Annotated in this window: 14 protein-coding genes; 5 read left to right on the top strand and 9 right to left on the bottom strand. The window is 66.5% G+C overall.

Annotation, left to right across the window (positions count from 1 at the left end):
- Nucleotides 1-152 precede the first annotated feature (152 nt).
- The gene (locus AC07WJ_RS34435) at nucleotides 153-1,460 is read right to left on the bottom strand and encodes a site-specific integrase (protein WP_494939246.1); all 1,308 of its coding nucleotides are present in this window, start codon (nucleotides 1,458-1,460) and stop codon (nucleotides 153-155) included.
- Nucleotides 1,461-2,565: 1,105 nt separating this feature from the next.
- Here AC07WJ_RS34435 and AC07WJ_RS34430 point away from each other — a divergent pair.
- Entirely contained in the window at nucleotides 2,566-4,941 is a 2,376-nt protein-coding gene (locus AC07WJ_RS34430; RefSeq protein ID WP_494939245.1) for a YfhO family protein, read from the top strand.
- A 35-nt stretch (nucleotides 4,942-4,976) separates the two neighbouring features.
- Here the strand turns inward: AC07WJ_RS34430 and AC07WJ_RS34425 are convergent, their stop codons facing one another.
- Nucleotides 4,977-5,309, bottom strand: a complete 333-nt coding sequence (locus AC07WJ_RS34425) for a sel1 repeat family protein (RefSeq protein WP_494939244.1) — start codon at nucleotides 5,307-5,309, stop codon at nucleotides 4,977-4,979.
- Nucleotides 5,310-5,516: 207 nt separating this feature from the next.
- On the opposite strand from AC07WJ_RS34425, the gene AC07WJ_RS34420 reads away from it, so the two are divergent.
- Complete coding sequence (locus AC07WJ_RS34420) at nucleotides 5,517-5,927, top strand: DUF2147 domain-containing protein (protein ID WP_494939243.1); 411 nt, start codon at nucleotides 5,517-5,519, stop codon at nucleotides 5,925-5,927.
- 83 nt (nucleotides 5,928-6,010) lie between these two features.
- Here the strand turns inward: AC07WJ_RS34420 and AC07WJ_RS34415 are convergent, their stop codons facing one another.
- Nucleotides 6,011-6,709: a glutathione S-transferase N-terminal domain-containing protein gene (locus AC07WJ_RS34415; RefSeq protein ID WP_494939242.1), complete on the bottom strand. Its 699-nt coding sequence runs from the start codon at nucleotides 6,707-6,709 to the stop codon at nucleotides 6,011-6,013.
- Between the two features lie 218 nt (nucleotides 6,710-6,927).
- Between AC07WJ_RS34415 and AC07WJ_RS34410 the strand changes: the two genes are divergently transcribed.
- Entirely contained in the window at nucleotides 6,928-7,314 is a 387-nt protein-coding gene (locus AC07WJ_RS34410) for a hypothetical protein (protein WP_494939241.1), read from the top strand.
- A gap of 7 nt (nucleotides 7,315-7,321) precedes the next feature.
- On the opposite strand, the gene AC07WJ_RS34405 is transcribed toward AC07WJ_RS34410, so the two are convergent.
- The 3 genes from AC07WJ_RS34405 to AC07WJ_RS34395 form a co-directional block, all read right to left on the bottom strand.
- Nucleotides 7,322-7,810: a GNAT family N-acetyltransferase gene (locus AC07WJ_RS34405; RefSeq protein WP_494939240.1), complete on the bottom strand. Its 489-nt coding sequence runs from the start codon at nucleotides 7,808-7,810 to the stop codon at nucleotides 7,322-7,324.
- Nucleotides 7,807-8,442 (bottom strand): glutathione S-transferase family protein, encoded by a 636-nt coding sequence (locus AC07WJ_RS34400; protein WP_494939239.1) that lies wholly within the window; start codon nucleotides 8,440-8,442, stop codon nucleotides 7,807-7,809. Before AC07WJ_RS34400 ends, AC07WJ_RS34405 begins: the two co-directional genes overlap by 4 nt.
- A gap of 211 nt (nucleotides 8,443-8,653) precedes the next feature.
- Nucleotides 8,654-9,589: an alpha/beta fold hydrolase gene (locus AC07WJ_RS34395; RefSeq protein WP_494939238.1), complete on the bottom strand. Its 936-nt coding sequence runs from the start codon at nucleotides 9,587-9,589 to the stop codon at nucleotides 8,654-8,656.
- Nucleotides 9,590-9,816: 227 nt separating this feature from the next.
- Here AC07WJ_RS34395 and AC07WJ_RS34390 point away from each other — a divergent pair, with 227 nt between their 5' ends.
- Nucleotides 9,817-10,302 (top strand): cupredoxin domain-containing protein, encoded by a 486-nt coding sequence (locus AC07WJ_RS34390; RefSeq protein WP_494939237.1) that lies wholly within the window; start codon nucleotides 9,817-9,819, stop codon nucleotides 10,300-10,302.
- A gap of 31 nt (nucleotides 10,303-10,333) precedes the next feature.
- Here AC07WJ_RS34390 and gatB read toward each other — a convergent pair whose 3' ends face one another.
- The 3 genes from gatB to AC07WJ_RS34375 all read right to left on the bottom strand — a co-directional run bounded on the left by gatB (nucleotide 10,334) and on the right by AC07WJ_RS34375 (nucleotide 13,219).
- Nucleotides 10,334-11,803, bottom strand: a complete 1,470-nt coding sequence (gene gatB / locus AC07WJ_RS34385; protein ID WP_494939236.1) for an Asp-tRNA(Asn)/Glu-tRNA(Gln) amidotransferase subunit GatB — start codon at nucleotides 11,801-11,803, stop codon at nucleotides 10,334-10,336.
- Nucleotides 11,804-11,966: 163 nt separating this feature from the next.
- Nucleotides 11,967-12,683 carry an anti-sigma factor gene (locus AC07WJ_RS34380; RefSeq protein ID WP_494939235.1) on the bottom strand — a complete coding sequence of 239 codons (717 nt, stop codon included), beginning with the start codon at nucleotides 12,681-12,683 and terminating at the stop codon, nucleotides 11,967-11,969.
- A complete protein-coding gene (locus AC07WJ_RS34375) occupies nucleotides 12,680-13,219 on the bottom strand; it encodes a sigma-70 family RNA polymerase sigma factor (protein WP_494939234.1) in 540 nt (179 codons plus the stop codon). Before AC07WJ_RS34375 ends, AC07WJ_RS34380 begins: the two co-directional genes overlap by 4 nt.
- A gap of 202 nt (nucleotides 13,220-13,421) precedes the next feature.
- On the opposite strand from AC07WJ_RS34375, the gene AC07WJ_RS34370 reads away from it, so the two are divergent.
- Nucleotides 13,422-14,198, top strand: coding sequence for a DUF4394 domain-containing protein (locus tag AC07WJ_RS34370; protein ID WP_494939233.1), 777 nt, complete (start codon nucleotides 13,422-13,424; stop codon nucleotides 14,196-14,198).
- Nucleotides 14,199-14,271 lie beyond the last annotated feature (73 nt).

Below are 14,271 nucleotides of genomic sequence, written 5' to 3'. Positions count from 1 at the left end.
CGCCTGGGTTGGTACCCTGCGCGTTCAGCGCAACTTCTGATCTGACTTTCAGATCCTGAGTTAAAGACCCCGGCGGGAAACCGCCGGGGTTTTCTTTTATGGCGATAGGATAGAAGCTCGTTATTGCCGATAGCTTAGAAGCAACAGAAGCATCAGGACTTCAATGGATCCTGAATTTTCTTCAGCTCTTCGAACATCACCTGTACGGACACGCTCCCATAGCGCCGAGATATGCTCGCTTGGGCATGCCCAACGATCGCATCGGTGATTTTTTCGGGAATCCCGACCTCGAAAGCCTTTTCCTTGAACCAATGCCGCCAGGCGTGGCTCGGATCCTTGCCCGAGGAGCGGCCGATATCGAGGCCCAGCGAATGAATCCACTCGGTCAACCGATTGCGGGTGGTGCGCCCCGGATTATAGGGCGCCGGGATCGATGACGAGGTCGTCTTTCCATCCAGAATGAAATCGTCGCGGGTCCTGTTGATGAACAGGCGGTCGCGGGCACTCGAAAAGGCGAACTCGATGAAACCTCGCTGCAGGATCAGCGGGTGAATCGGCACGACCCGCTCCGACGCGGCCGTCTTGATCGGCCCGGCCTGGCGCGAGATGCGGATACACCAGATATCGTCGACCTTGATGATGTCTTCCTGGCGCAGATTGACGATCGTCGAAATGCGGCTGCCGGTCAGAGCCGTCAGCCAGGGAATCCATCGTCGCGACGGTTTGTCCTCGAGGTCCGCCGCCTCAAGCAGCATCCGCGCCTCGTCATCCGAAAACGCCATCATTCTACGGCTCGTCGTCAGCCGATTGCTGCGGAACCGCACGCCGGATGTCGGATCGGCCGTCTTGACCAACCCCTGCTCGATACCGAAACGGAAAATCGAGCGCAGGGCCGCAAGGTCCGAATGCCTGGCGGTCCGCGCGAGGCGCCCGCTTTTGATCAGGTGATCCCGATAATTCCTGACATCCTGGGTCGAAACCCGTGCCGGATCGGAATGCCCGAGATAGGCGACGAAACGCTGAATCAATGTTTCCCAATAGGGCGGTGTCGTCGGCGCGCCACCGGAGATCAGATGCTGCTCACGCCACTGATCGAACAGGCCGTCGAACGACAGTTCCGACTTGGATCCGCCGGATGATGCGTCCAGTCCCCGATCGTCCGAGCGGTCCGGTGGCGGGGTAACCGCGAGAGACGGCCCATCAGTTCTCGCCTCGATCACGTCAAATTGCGTGCTGGAGTCCAGGCGAGCGCCCTGCCCTCCCATCTCGACACGAGCGAACCCGCGCGCGGCTGCGGCAGGCGGCTCCGTATTCGACAAGGACGCCTCATTGGCATGGACCAATATCTGAAACGATATCGCCATCGCGAAATATTTCGCGTCCTGAATAGAACGGCACACCGGCGGAATCTGAATAGAGCGATCGATGACCACGTTGAAGACGAGACCGTCGACATTCACCCGGACGGATTCTCCAAAGACGTCTTCGACAATGCTCGGTGCGATAGGCAAAGCAAAGCTGAACGTCCCGTTGGGAGCGCATGTCAACTCTGGTTGTAACGCAACTGAACTCAAAGGCCGAATCCCTCAATCAAAGATCGCCCGTCGACCAAAGGGATCGGCCCGAGCGACGGCCGGAACGCAAATCCACATAGGGTGAAAGTCGTAAAATCGTAAAGCTACAGCATACGAGTCATCACTCGCGGAACGCGCAAAGGACATTCGTTCACACTACAAAGAACAATATCCACATAAGATCAAAAAAACAAGCAATCAATCACACCCAGAACGACGTTGTCCGCACACCATTCCTGCAAAAAATAACAACAACTTGTTCATGTGAATGCCAAACATTCACAATAGAAACGAATAGAAACAAACGAAACCTAACCAGGCCGACCAACGATACGGATACATCGCGAATTCATGCGATCAAGGCCGATCTCCGCCTCCCCCGCGCGGCCCACCGCCACCCGGACCACCGGCAAGACAGCACCAGGCCACCAAGTTTTTTCCGCCTGTTGCTTATGGGGCACAGCTGACTCGGCCGCAGCCCCTGACGAGAGCCCCATCCCGCCAGCCTTCCGGGCGCGGCGGAGGGCGCGCCCCGACAAGCGCCCAACCATCTGTTTAAGCTGGTCGAATCCGGCTGTCGCGAGGCGGCGTTCGGCGAGACCTCATCGCGGCCACCCAAACGGACTCACGCGCCCGCGCTCCGCGGGTCACCTCGAAACCACATCTCCGGTCAGATTCGAACAATCACAAGAAACCACCGCCGAGGGGTCCCCGGCTGAAAAGTTGCACAACACCATATATTATGACGCGTATAACGTACCAATACAACTCATACAAAGAGCCGAGCGATGGGACTTGCGGCCTCGGACTCGGGCCTGTCCTGCTGCCCGGCTGAGCGCGCAACGACCGAAAAGCGCAGGCTCGCCATCGGCGATCGAGCAACACCTTCGGCAGTCCCCGACACGGCCGTGGCAACATCCCGGCCTGCCGCGCATGGGTCCTTATCCGAAGCGGTATCCACTTTGTCCGGAAATGCTCTAGAACCCCGGACGTGATTGCCGTTGCCCCACCATCGTCCGCCCCGAAGCCCTCGCCTGCGCCCGCCTGGAGCAAGCAGGAGACGCTGGTCGTCGGCCTGGCCGTCCTGGGCTTCTGGGGATTGACCACCGCGGCCTATCAGCTCGGCGCGGTCACCATTCCCTGGGACGCCAAATCGCAGTTCTATAACTTCTTCCGCTTCGTCGGCCGCGCGCTCGCACAAGGCGAGTTGCCGCTCTGGAATCCCTACCACTTCTCCGGCTTCCCGAGCGTCGCCGACCCGCAATCCCTTTTGTTCTCGCCGACCTTCCTGCCGCTCGCCTGGATCGCCCCGCGCGCCTCGATCGGCCTGTTCGACACGATGGTCCTGGCCCATCTCGCCGTCGGCAGCGCCGCGGCGGCGGCGCTTTGCGCGCGCCGCGGCTTCCGCCCCGAGGCCGCCGTCCTGGCGGCCGCCATCGTGTTCTTCGGCGGCCCCGCCATGGGCCGCCTGCAGCATGTCGGCCTGGTCGTGTCTTATGCCTATCTGCCGCTCTGCCTGCTGCTGCTGGAGATCGCGCTCGATCGGCGCTCCCTGGCCTGGGCCGCGGGTTTCGGCGCGACCGCCGCCTTCATGGCCCTCGGCCGCGACCAGATCGCCTTCCTGAACTGCCTGGTCCTGGTCGCCGCCGCGCTCACCCGCGGCGCGCAGGCGCCCGCGACCGGGCGCTGGTTCCTGCAGCGCCTGCCGCTGTTTGCCGTCATGGGCCTGGTCGGGGGCGCCATCCTGGCGATCCCTGTGCTGCTGACGCTGCAATTCGCCGCCTTTTCCAACCGTCCCATGGTGGCGTTTCAGACCGCCGCCTACGGCTCGCTCGATCCGTTCAATCTGATCGGGCTGTTCGCCGCCGATTTCTTCGGGGGCCTGCAGAAGGCGGACCTCTATTTCGGCCCCGGCTCGCCGCATTGGCCGGCTTTCGACTGGACCGACCGCTCCGTCAATTTCCTGCATGTCGGCGCGGCGACCAGCGTCCTCATCGCCTGGATCGGCATCGCCGGCGGCGCCTGCCTGGCCCCCCGCCTGCGCTTCTTCACCGGGCTCGCCGCCGCCAGCCTGATCTATGCGCTGGGTTCGCACACCCCCGTCTTCCGATGGGTCTTCGACCTCGTGCCGGGGATCTCGCTCTACCGTCGTCCGGCCGATGCCTGCTTCGTCCTGGTCTTCGCCATTGCCATGCTCGCCGGCGGCAGCCTCGACGCGCTGATCCGCCACGGCGTCGGCCGGACCAGCCGGCTCGCCCTCGGCCTCATGGCCGCGATCGCGGCCGGACTGGTTGTTTTCGCCCTGGCCCGCGCACCGTCCTGGACACACGTACTGGTTGCAACGAGCGCGCTCGCCGGAGCCTTGCTTGCCGGCGGTGGCGCCGTCTGGCTGGTGCGGGCGCTCGCCGCACGCCCGGCCCGGCCCGTCTTTGCCATTGCCTTCGCGGCACTCGTCACCGGCGAGCTCGCATTCCACAACGTCACGACGCCGATCAATGCCGAGGCCAAGAGCGTCTATGCCGTGTTCAGCTCAGCCCCCTCGCCGGACCGCGATGCGCTTGGCCAGGTGCTCGGCAGCCTGGAAGCGGACCATGCGCGCGGCCGCCGCCCGCGGGTCGAGATCCTCGGTCCGGAAAACGGCTGGCAGAATGCCGGCATGACCTATGGGATCGAGAGTACGCTCGGCTACAATCCGCTCCGCTTTGCACTGTACGAGCGCGCCACGGGCGCCGCCGAAACCGCCCACGAGCCGCGGCTGCGGCCTTTCCCCAAGACCTTCCGCGGCTACCGCTCGCGCCTTGCCCGCCTCCTCGGCATCGAGCTCCTGGTGTTCGACCAGCCGTTCGAGCGCATGCCCGCCGCGCTTCCCCGGCCTCGCATCGTCGAATTGCGCGAAGGCCCGCCCCTGTGGATCTACCGGCTGCCGCCGGCCGCCCCCCGCGCCATGCTGGCAGCACGGGTCAAGCGCGTGAACGTCGAGGCGGCGCTGGCCGCGGGCGAGATCCCCGACGTCGATCTCGCCTCCGAGGTGCTGATCGGCGAAGACGACCCGATCGACAGCGTGCCCTCGGCGACCGATGCACCGGGCCGGGCAACGGCCGGGCGCGTCGCCATCGCCGAGTACGGCATCAACGAGGTTCGCCTGGTGGCCGAAACCGAGGTCGCCAGCATCCTGGTCCTGCACGATCTTGACTATCCCGGCTGGACCGTGCGGGTGAACGACGAAAGGCGCCCGCTGCTGCGTGCCAATGTGCTGTTCCGCGGCGTCGAACTGCCACCGGGCCGGCACGAGGTGGTGTTCCGTTTCGAGCCGTTCGGTCGCGAGAACCTGGCCGCGGCGCTGGCTACCGTCAGGGGACAGAAATAGGCGGGCAACGACCCGCGCCCGGATGGGACGCCACCTCAGGCGATCTGCTGCTGAGCCTGCCTGTCGAGCCAGGCCCGCGCGCCCGAAAGCGCCCGGGCGATCTCGTCCCTGGACATTTCACCGGCGATTTCCTGGCGCTGGCGCGCGGCTTCGCGATCGCCTTTGAGGGCCGCGATATTCAGCCACATATGGGCCGCGACCAGATCGCGCGGAACCACCCGTCCGGCCGCGTAGAGCATGCCGAGCTCGCGCGGCGGCCGGTCGGCCAGATCCGCCGTGGCGGCATCCACCCCCGCCAAATCCGCCCCCGCCAATTCCTGGGGGACGATGGGCGGCGTGTCGCTCTCTGCGAGGATCATCACGGACATCATGCGTCTCCGCGGCCTTCGCGACGGCATCATGGCCGCCTGCTCCAATCCGACGCTGCAGTTTGCTGACCATAGGTCAACGATTCATTAACGCTACCGCCCGGCCGAACAGGCGATTCGCCCCGCTGGACGGCGGCTCTCCGGACAGGCGAGACTGGCGTCAGGCGCCGAGAAGAATCGACCGACAAGCGCCAGGGAGGAACCGGAATGAAGACCTTGACCACGCTTGGCCTGGCCGCGGCCGCGAGCCTCATGCTGGCGGCGCCCGCTGCGGCCAACGATCCGCGCGGCACCTGGCTCAGCCAGTCCGGCGAAACCCGCGTGCGCTTTGCCGATTGCGGCGGCCAGCTCTGCGGCACCATCGTCTCGGCCTCGGGCCAGAGCCGCGACGAGAAGAACGAGGACGCGGCGCTGCGCGGCCGCAGCCTGGTGGGCGTGCGCATGATCACCATGCGCGCCAACGGCGCCAATGCCTGGCAGGGGTCGCTCTACAATTTCCAGGACGGCAAGACCTATAACGGCCGGATGACCATGCCTTCGGCCAATTCCATGAGCCTGTCCGGATGCGTCCTCGGCGGCTTGATCTGCCGCAGCCAGACCTGGTCACGGGTCAACTGAACCGCCCCGCCATCACCGGCAAGGGCGGCCGCGAAGCCGCCCTTGGGCTCGATCGTCGAATGCCGAGACCGCCGCCTGCGCGGTCAGCGCGCGGTCTGTCCGAACAGCACGGCACGGACGCTCGCGTCCTGCATGGCCTGGGGATTGCGGTCTTCCTTGTTGACCGACAGGCCGGCCTTGACCGCCGGCCGCGCCAGCATCCGCTCGATCCAGGCCTTCACATTCGGGAACTGCGCGATGTCCTGGCCCTGGCGCTCCCAGGCCTTGGCCCAGCCGATACAGGCGATGTCGGCGATCGAATAGTCGCCGGCGATATAGTCGCGGCCCTCGAGCCGGCGGTTCAGCACGCCATAGAGACGATTGGCCTCGTTGGTGTAGCGGTTGATCGCATATTCGATCTTTTCCGGCGCATAGATGCGGAAATGATGGGTCTGGCCGAGCATCGGTCCGAAACCGCCCATTTGCCACATCAGCCACTGGTCCACCTCGACGCGCTTGCGCTCGTCGGCCGGATAGAACTTGCCGGTCTTGCGTCCGAGATATTGCAGGATCGCGCCCGACTCGAACACCGAGATCGGCTGGCCGTCCGGGCCGTCGGGATCGACGATGGCGGGGATCCGGTTGTTCGGCGAGATCGCCAGGAACTCCGGCTTGAACTGATCGCCCTTGCCGATATTCACGGTATGCACCGTGTAGGGCAGCCCGCATTCCTCGAGCATGATGGAGACCTTCCATCCGTTCGGGGTCGGCCAATAATAGAGATCGATGGGTTTCTGGGACATGGTCCGTCTCGCGCGGCGGTTCTGAACGAATTCTTCGATGGGCCGCAGTCACATACAAGCTAGGCGCATCAAGGCAATCCGCCAAGGGGCCGAGCCCTCCATCCGTGCGATGCCTCATTTGCGCGGGAATAAAATCCTGGCAAGATGCCGTTGGTAATAGGCGTCCGCGCCGGCCCCGTGGGCTGTCAGGCCCGGACCGCCCCAGGGAGGATAGTTTCATGCGCCTTCATCTGATCGCGGCCGCCGCCGCTTTGCTGCTCGTGACCGATGCCGCATCGGCCCAGGCCCCGGCCACCACGCCGGCGGCACCGGCCGCCCCGGCGGCATCGACCACCACGCCGCCGCGCACCCCCGCCCGCACGCGCACCCGCACCCCGGCCGCCCAGGCACCGGCCGCAGCCACCGCGCCGGCCGCGACCACGCCCGGCGCCGCGACCGCGCCGGCGACCACCACCCGTCCCCGCTCGGCGGGCCAGTTGCGCAACGACCAGCTGATGCGGGACTGCGGCGCCGAATGGCGGGCCGGCAAGACCCAGCTTCAGGCCGCCGGCAAGACCTGGCGGACCTTCCTGCCGGAGTGCCGCGCACGCCGTCGCGGCGCCTGAGCCCAGGTCAGTCCAGCACCATCTTGAAGCCTTCATGGCTCCTGGCGAAGCCCAACCGCTCATAGAAGCGGTGGGCGGCGCCGCGGCGCTTGTCGGATGTCAGTTCGAGCAGGCCAACGCCGAGCGCACGGGCCTGGACAATGGCATGGTGCATCATCGCGGCCCCGACCCCGCCGCCACGCAGGTCGGGGTCGACATGGACGCTTTCGATCTTGCCGCGGATCCGGCCCCGCTGGGCGATTCCGGGCAGCACGCTCAGCTGATAGGTGCCGATCACCCGGCCGGCCTGCTCGGCGACGAACAGATGATTGCTGGCCGAGCCCGCGATCCGTTCGAAGGCCTCGGCATAGGCCGGGTGTCGCGCTTCGGTCTCGGCCGCCACGCGATCGGCGGCATCGGCCGCTCCGCCCATGGCGATCAGGGCCGCGATGGAGGCGACATCGGCCGCGCCCGCCGGCCGGATGACCGGCGGGGCAGCAATGGCTGCGGCGCTCACGCGCGATGCTCCTGCGGCACCACGGCCTGCGCATTGCCGAAGCCCGGCAGCGCCTCGAACCGCTTCGCCCAGGCCGCGACCTCGGGATAGGCGGCGATGTCGAAACCGGCCTGGCCGGTCATGCAGACCACGCCATAGATGTCGATATCGGCAATGGTCGGGCTCTTGCCGACCAGCCAGTCGCGGCCGGTGAGATGGTCGTTGAGCGTCTTCAGCGCCAGCCCCGCCTCGGTCGCATACATTTCCATGATCGGCTGGTTGAACGAACGCAGGCCCGCGCGGCAGGCGCGCGAGCGATAGATCGGCGGCGCCAGCTTGTCGAAATCCCAGAACATCCACTCACGCGCACGGATCAGGTCGCCGGGCGCATCGCCTTTGAATTTTCCGAGCTCCAGCGCCAGATGCTCCAGGATCGCCGCCGACTGACACAGCGCAACATCGAGCTTGGCGTCGTCGAGCGCCGGCACCTGGCCGAAGCGGTTCTTCGCGAGGAATTCGGGCGTCTTGTGCTCGCCGGCCCGGAGATTGATCTGCCGGAAGGCAAAGGGCTCGCCGCAGAGCGACAGCATGAGCGCGACCTTGTAGGTCGGTCCCGACAACCAGAAACCGTGAAGCGTGAAGCGTTTCGACATGAACGTTCTCCCTGTGCGGCCGGCATGGGAAACGAGCTTCTCTTTTCGCGCAAGTGCGTGGCGTGCAGGCGAGGTCAACGGATAGCGCCGGCGGAACGGAAACGCCGTGAGAGGAACCATCGCCGGCCCACTGGCCTTCACCCCGTCCTGGCCGTGCTTGTCACGGCCAGGACGAAGGGACGATGCAATTCGACACGCCCCTGCCCGCCGTTCAGCGGCGCTCCCCACGGGCTTCCCGGACAAAGGCCAGGAGTTCGCGGTTGAAGCGCGGCGCCTCCTCCCAGAAGGTCAGATGGCCGGTGGCGTCATAGAACGAGGTCCGGGCGCCGGGAATGCTCGCTGCGGTGTAATCGCCGACCGCCGGGATAACGGCCCTGTCCTCGCGGCCATGGGTGACCAGCACCGGCAGCCTCAACGTCTTGAACATGTCCTCATAGGGCGTCGGGCGGCCCAGCATGTTGCGGCGGATCGCGGCCGGCGTCATGGCGTTGAACGCCACCATGGTTTCGAACGCGTCCTGGTCCGGCTGCCTGACGAAACAGGCGCGCAGGAAGGCCCGTGTCTGGCGAACCTGCGTGGCGAGATCGTCGGCGACCATGCCGGCCGAAATCGGGCCGGCCGGCGCCTGCATGTTCATGGCGGCATGGGTGACCGCGTTGACGAAGTTGAGACCCGCCACCTGGGCTGCGCCGTGGACCAGGAGATAATCGGCCATGACCCGGCCGGCATAGGACCAGCCCACCAGCACCGGCCGCGCGACGCCGGTCGCCTCGATCACCGCCTTGACGTCATCGGCCCAGACTTTGGCCGGCTGATAGGCCTCGCGCGCCGCCGGCTTGTCGGACAGGCCATGGCCGCGCAGGTCGAAGGTGATCATGCGCAGCGCACCGGTCAGCGCCGGGTCGCCCACCTGCTTCGACCAGCACAGATGCGCCTGGCTGAAGCCATGAATCAGGATGACCGGCAGGCCCGCCGGATTGCCCCATTCCTGCACCGCCAGCCTCGTCCCGTCGGCCGAGGTGACGGTCGACGGCTTCGGCAATGTCTCGACCGGCGCTGCGGCCGGCGCTTGTGCGCCCGCGGCAAGCGGCGGCGTCGACAGGGCCGCGGCGGCCAACAACGTCGTGCGGCGCGTCATCAAAGGCATGGGCGTTCTCCCGGAAGCGGCTTCGGCCCTTGGCTTGGGCTCTGCGGCCGAGGATAGGAACTGCCCGGCGGCCACCGCAATGGCGCGGCCGCGACGATGCCGCCCGGGCGGCGGCCAATCTTTGCTGCGCCGAATAGACGCGGGCTATAGCAGCCGGCGATCGATCGACTCTTCGTTGCAAATGATTTGCATGTGCGTCATCGTGGCGAAATCAGGGAGAGCCACTCATGCCGTTCAGAACCTATGCGATAGTGATCGCCTCGTTTGTCGCCCTCACCTTCGCCACGGCCCTGCCGGGCCGGGCCGCCGGCAATCTCGCGGGGCAAACGCCGGTCGAGGTGGTGGTCGAGCTCGGCGCCGCCGGGCGCCACGGCTTCTTTCCGGACAAGCTGCGGTTCGAGACCGGACGGCTCTACAAGCTGGTGCTGCGCAATGTCAGCGACGCGCCGCATTACTTCACGTCGCATGGCTTCACCCAGATGATCTACACGCGCAAGGTCCAGGTGGTGCAGCGCCAGGGCGAGCGGCTGGTCACGCTCGCCGAATTCAAGGGCGCCATCCGCGAGATCGAGGTCTATCCGGGCCAGACCGCGGAGTGGTGGTTCGTGCCGGTCGCGACCGGCCGGGTCACCGACCTGCGCTGCGGCATTGTCGGTGCCGACGGCAAGACCCACGCCGACCACGGCATGGTCGGCGAGATCGTCATCGAGTAGCCGGTCGCCGCAGCACCGCGGCGGCGCCGTCTCAGATGCCCAGCTTCTGCTTCAGGATGTCGTTGACCGCGCCCGGATTGGCCTTGCCGCCGGAGGCTTTCATCACCTGGCCGACGAACCAGCCGAGCAAGGTCGGCTTGGCCTTGGCCTGCTCGACCTTTTCCGGATTGGCCGCGATCACCTCGTCGATGACCCTCTCGATCGCCCCGGTGTCGGTGACCTGCTTCATGCCGCGCTTTTCGACGATCTCGGCCGGGTCACCGCCCTCGGTGAACACGATCTCGAACAGGTCCTTGGCGATCTTGCCGGAAATGGTGCCGTCGGCGATCAGGTCGATGATGCCGCCGATCTGCGCCGGCGAGACCGGCGAGGCCGTCACATCCTGGCCTTCCTTGTTGAGGCGGCCGAACAATTCGTTGATCACCCAATTGGCCGCGGCCTTGCTGTCGCGGCCCTCGGCGACCGCCTCGAAATAGGCAGCGCTTTCCTGTTCCAGCACCAGGATCGAGGCGTCATAGGGCGTCAGGCCATATTGCGCGATGAAGCGCGCCTTCTTGGCGTCGGGCAGTTCCGGCAGGTGCTGGGCGAGCGCGTCGACATAGGCCTGGTCGAATTCGAGCGGCAGCAGGTCGGGATCGGGGAAATAGCGATAGTCATGCGCCTCTTCCTTCGAGCGCATCGAACGTGTCTCGCCTTTCACCGGATCGAACAGGCGGGTCTCCTGGTCGATCCTGCCGCCGTCCTCGATGACGCCGATCTGCCGGCGCGCCTCGTGGTCGATCGCCTGGCCGATGAAGCGGATCGAGTTGACGTTCTTGATTTCGCAGCGCGTGCCGAATTCATCGCCCGGCTTGCGCACGGAGACGTTGACGTCGGCGCGCAGGTTGCCCTTTTCCATGTCGCCGTCGCAGGTGCCGAGATAGCGCAGGATGGTGCGCAGCTTGGTCACGAAGGCCTTGGCCTCGTCGGCAGAGCGCATGTCCGGCTTGGAGACGATCTCCATCAGGGCGACACCGGAGCGGTTCAGGTCGACATAGGACTGCGTCGGGCTCTGGTCGTGGATCGACTTGCCGGCGTCCTGCTCCAGATGCAGCCGCTCGATACGCACGGTGAAGCTCTCGGTCGGCGTCAGATCGACGCTGACCTCGCCCTCGCCGACGATCGGGCTCTTGTACTGGCTGATCTGATAGCCCTGCGGCAGGTCCGGGTAGAAATAGTTCTTCCGGTCGAACACGCTCTTCAGGTTGACCGCCGCCTTGAGGCCAAGGCCGGTGCGGATCGCCTGGCGCACGCATTCCTCGTTGATGACAGGCAGCATGCCCGGCATGGCCGCGTCGACCAGGCTCACCTGGCTGTTCGGCTCGGCGCCGAAGGCCGTCGCCGCGCCGGAGAACAGCTTCGCCTCGGTGGCGACCTGGGCGTGGATCTCCAGGCCGATCACGACCTCCCAGTCGCCTGTGGCGCCGGGGATGAGCTTCTTGGGATCGACGGGCACGGTCATGGCGGGCTCATACGTGGGTTCAGCGTTCCGCCGGGAGTAGCGAAACGCGCGTCCAAGGACAAGGGTCGCGACGCCATGGCGGGCCGATTGGCCGGTCCTGCCCGGCCTCATGCACCTCCTGAACCGGCGCTTTCCCCACGCACCATCCGCTATTCGCCACTCGCTACAGCGGCGTCGCGCCATTGCCGACGAACAGCACCGGACCGGTCGGCCGGCCGGTCGGCGACCCGCCTGCCGGCTCCAGGGTGATCTCGTAGAGCTGGTTCGCCACCGGCGCGGGCATGCCGGTCGTCTGGTAGACCTGATCGCGAGGACTGGCCATCAGGCCGACCGAGCGCGGCCCGACGGCGACGTCCCACCGGGTCCAGACCTGCAGGGTGCGGCCCTCCGGCACGACGATCGGCTGCAGCGGCACCACGCGGATGCGGCCGTCGGCATGGGCTTCGACGATGGCGCCGGCAGTCTGCGTGCCAGGCGCGTGCAGAACCGCGACCACGGCGGGGCGCGCGGCGGGGCGATAGGCCTCGCCGACCAGCAGAACCGCCAGCAGCAGCGCCGCCGCGACGCTGGCGATGGAGGCGATCCTGAGCACCCTCACATCGGCCCAGAACGCCTTGAGGCGGCCGACGAGGCCGCCGCTCACAGCGGCCGGGGCGGCGGGGGCCGCGCCTATGGCGCGCTCGATCCCGGCCCACAGGTCGGCCGACGGCTCGATCCGCGGCGCCGCCTCGTCCAGCGGCAGCAGCCTTGTGCGCCAGTCGGCAACGGCGGCCCTGGCCTCGGCATCGGTCGCCATCAGCCGTTCGAAGGCCTCGATCTCGTCCTTGCTCATGAGCCCCGCCACATATTCGCCGGCGGATGCGATGATCTCGTCGGTCATCCCATGCACTCCCTGAGCGAAATCAGCGATCGCCGGATCCAGGCCTTGACGGTGCCAAGCGGCACCGCCAGCCGCCCGGCGATCTCGCCATGCGAGAAGCCGTCGACATAGGCCATCAGCACGCTGGCGCGCCGGCGCGGGTCGAGGCCTTCCAGGCAGCGCTTCAGCGCATTGGCCTCGGGCAGCATGTCGGCGGCCGAATAGGCATGGACGGCGTCGGTGGTGTTTTCAGGCACCTCCTCGACCAGATCCTCGCGCCGGCCGTCGCGCAGCACATTGAGCGCCTGGTTGCGGACGATGGCATAGAGCCAGGCCTTCGGTGGCCCGAGATCGGCGTTGAACCGGTGGGCATTGCGCCAGATCTTGACATAGGCCTCCTGGACCACCTCTTCGGCCAGTTCGCGCCGTTTCACGATGCGCATCGCCACCCCGATCATGGCCGGGCACTCGCTCTCGTAAATCAGCCGTAAGGCCGCGCGATCGCCGGTGGCGCAGCGCGCCAGCGCATCCTTCAGGTCTGGTGGGGACGACGCCATGCTGCACTCCGGCCGGTTCGCTGCCGTCATTACACGCGTGTTTGGCTTTTGGATGCAATCGCTCAAGGGGCCGCAAGCGCGCCCGGCCGCGGGTCCCGCCCCGATGGCCTTCACGAACCCGTGATCGCCTGCATCCGTTCGGCACGACCGCCGGGTTCTCCCCTCGACGGCGCAACAGCGACCGATCAAGGGAGACCGCCCCATGTCCAGCAAAGCCACGCTTCTTGCCGCCGCCTTCGCGCTTTCAGCCTTTGCCGTGCCGGCCCATGCCGACCGCCTTGTCGGCCTCGTCGACGGCAAGACCCTCGTCACCATCGATCCGGCGACCCGCATGGTGTCGCGGCCGGTCGAGATCTCCGGTGTCGGCCCGCTCGTCGGCATCGACCGCCGGCCGGCCGACGGCATGCTCTACGGCCTCGCCGCCGACGGCACCATCGTGACGATCGACCCGCAGACCGGCCGCGCGACGGTGAAATCCAAGCTGTCGGAAACCCTGCGGGGCACCACGTCGATCACCGTCGACTTCAATCCGGTGGCCGACCGCCTGCGTGTGATGACCCCCGACGGCGTCAGCCTCCGGGTCAATGTCGACGACGGCAAGGCGACGGTCGACGGCAGCCACAAGTTCAAGGAAGGCGATGCCAATGCCGCCCGTCCGCCGCGCGTCGTCGCCGGCGCCTACAGCAATTCGGTGAAGGGCACCACGGCGACCGCGCTCTACAACATCGATGCCGGGTCGAATGCGCTGCTGAGCCAGGCGCCGCCGAATGACGGCATCCTGAACACCATCGGTTCGCTCGGCGTTACCCTGTCCGGGCCGGCCGCCTTCAACATCGCCAGCATGAACGGCACCAATGCGGCCTGGCTCGTCACCGGCGGCAATGTCTATTCGGTCGACCTGCAGACCGGCCGCGCCACCATGAACGGCGCGATCCAGGGCCTGCGCGGCAGCCTGAGCCACATCGCCTGGGTCGACTGACACATCCCTCCCGTTGTGACAGCGCCCATGCGAGACGGCCCCCGCAGCAATGCGGGGGCCTGTTCTTTTGTAG

The organism is Phreatobacter sp. GW821-FHT04C01 (assembly GCF_059420385.1).
The sequence above is the reverse complement of the archived record's forward strand: the minus strand, read 5'-3'. Positions and strand labels throughout refer to the sequence as shown.

What these genes read in the sequence shown, in the direction of transcription:
- AC07WJ_RS34425 (WP_494939244.1), bottom strand. Translation starts at nt 5,309, where the DNA reads ATGTCCGTGATGATCCTCGCAGAGAGCGACACGCCGCCCATCGTCCCC.
- AC07WJ_RS34420 (WP_494939243.1), top strand. Translation starts at nt 5,517, where the DNA reads ATGAAGACCTTGACCACGCTTGGCCTGGCCGCGGCCGCGAGCCTCATG.
- AC07WJ_RS34415 (WP_494939242.1), bottom strand. Translation starts at nt 6,709, where the DNA reads ATGTCCCAGAAACCCATCGATCTCTATTATTGGCCGACCCCGAACGGA.
- AC07WJ_RS34410 (WP_494939241.1), top strand. Translation starts at nt 6,928, where the DNA reads ATGCGCCTTCATCTGATCGCGGCCGCCGCCGCTTTGCTGCTCGTGACC.
- AC07WJ_RS34400 (WP_494939239.1), bottom strand. Translation starts at nt 8,442, where the DNA reads ATGTCGAAACGCTTCACGCTTCACGGTTTCTGGTTGTCGGGACCGACC.
- AC07WJ_RS34395 (WP_494939238.1), bottom strand. Translation starts at nt 9,589, where the DNA reads ATGCCTTTGATGACGCGCCGCACGACGTTGTTGGCCGCCGCGGCCCTG.
- AC07WJ_RS34390 (WP_494939237.1), top strand. Translation starts at nt 9,817, where the DNA reads ATGCCGTTCAGAACCTATGCGATAGTGATCGCCTCGTTTGTCGCCCTC.
- gatB (WP_494939236.1), bottom strand. Translation starts at nt 11,803, where the DNA reads ATGACCGTGCCCGTCGATCCCAAGAAGCTCATCCCCGGCGCCACAGGC.
- AC07WJ_RS34380 (WP_494939235.1), bottom strand. Translation starts at nt 12,683, where the DNA reads ATGACCGACGAGATCATCGCATCCGCCGGCGAATATGTGGCGGGGCTC.
- AC07WJ_RS34375 (WP_494939234.1), bottom strand. Translation starts at nt 13,219, where the DNA reads ATGGCGTCGTCCCCACCAGACCTGAAGGATGCGCTGGCGCGCTGCGCC.
- AC07WJ_RS34370 (WP_494939233.1), top strand. Translation starts at nt 13,422, where the DNA reads ATGTCCAGCAAAGCCACGCTTCTTGCCGCCGCCTTCGCGCTTTCAGCC.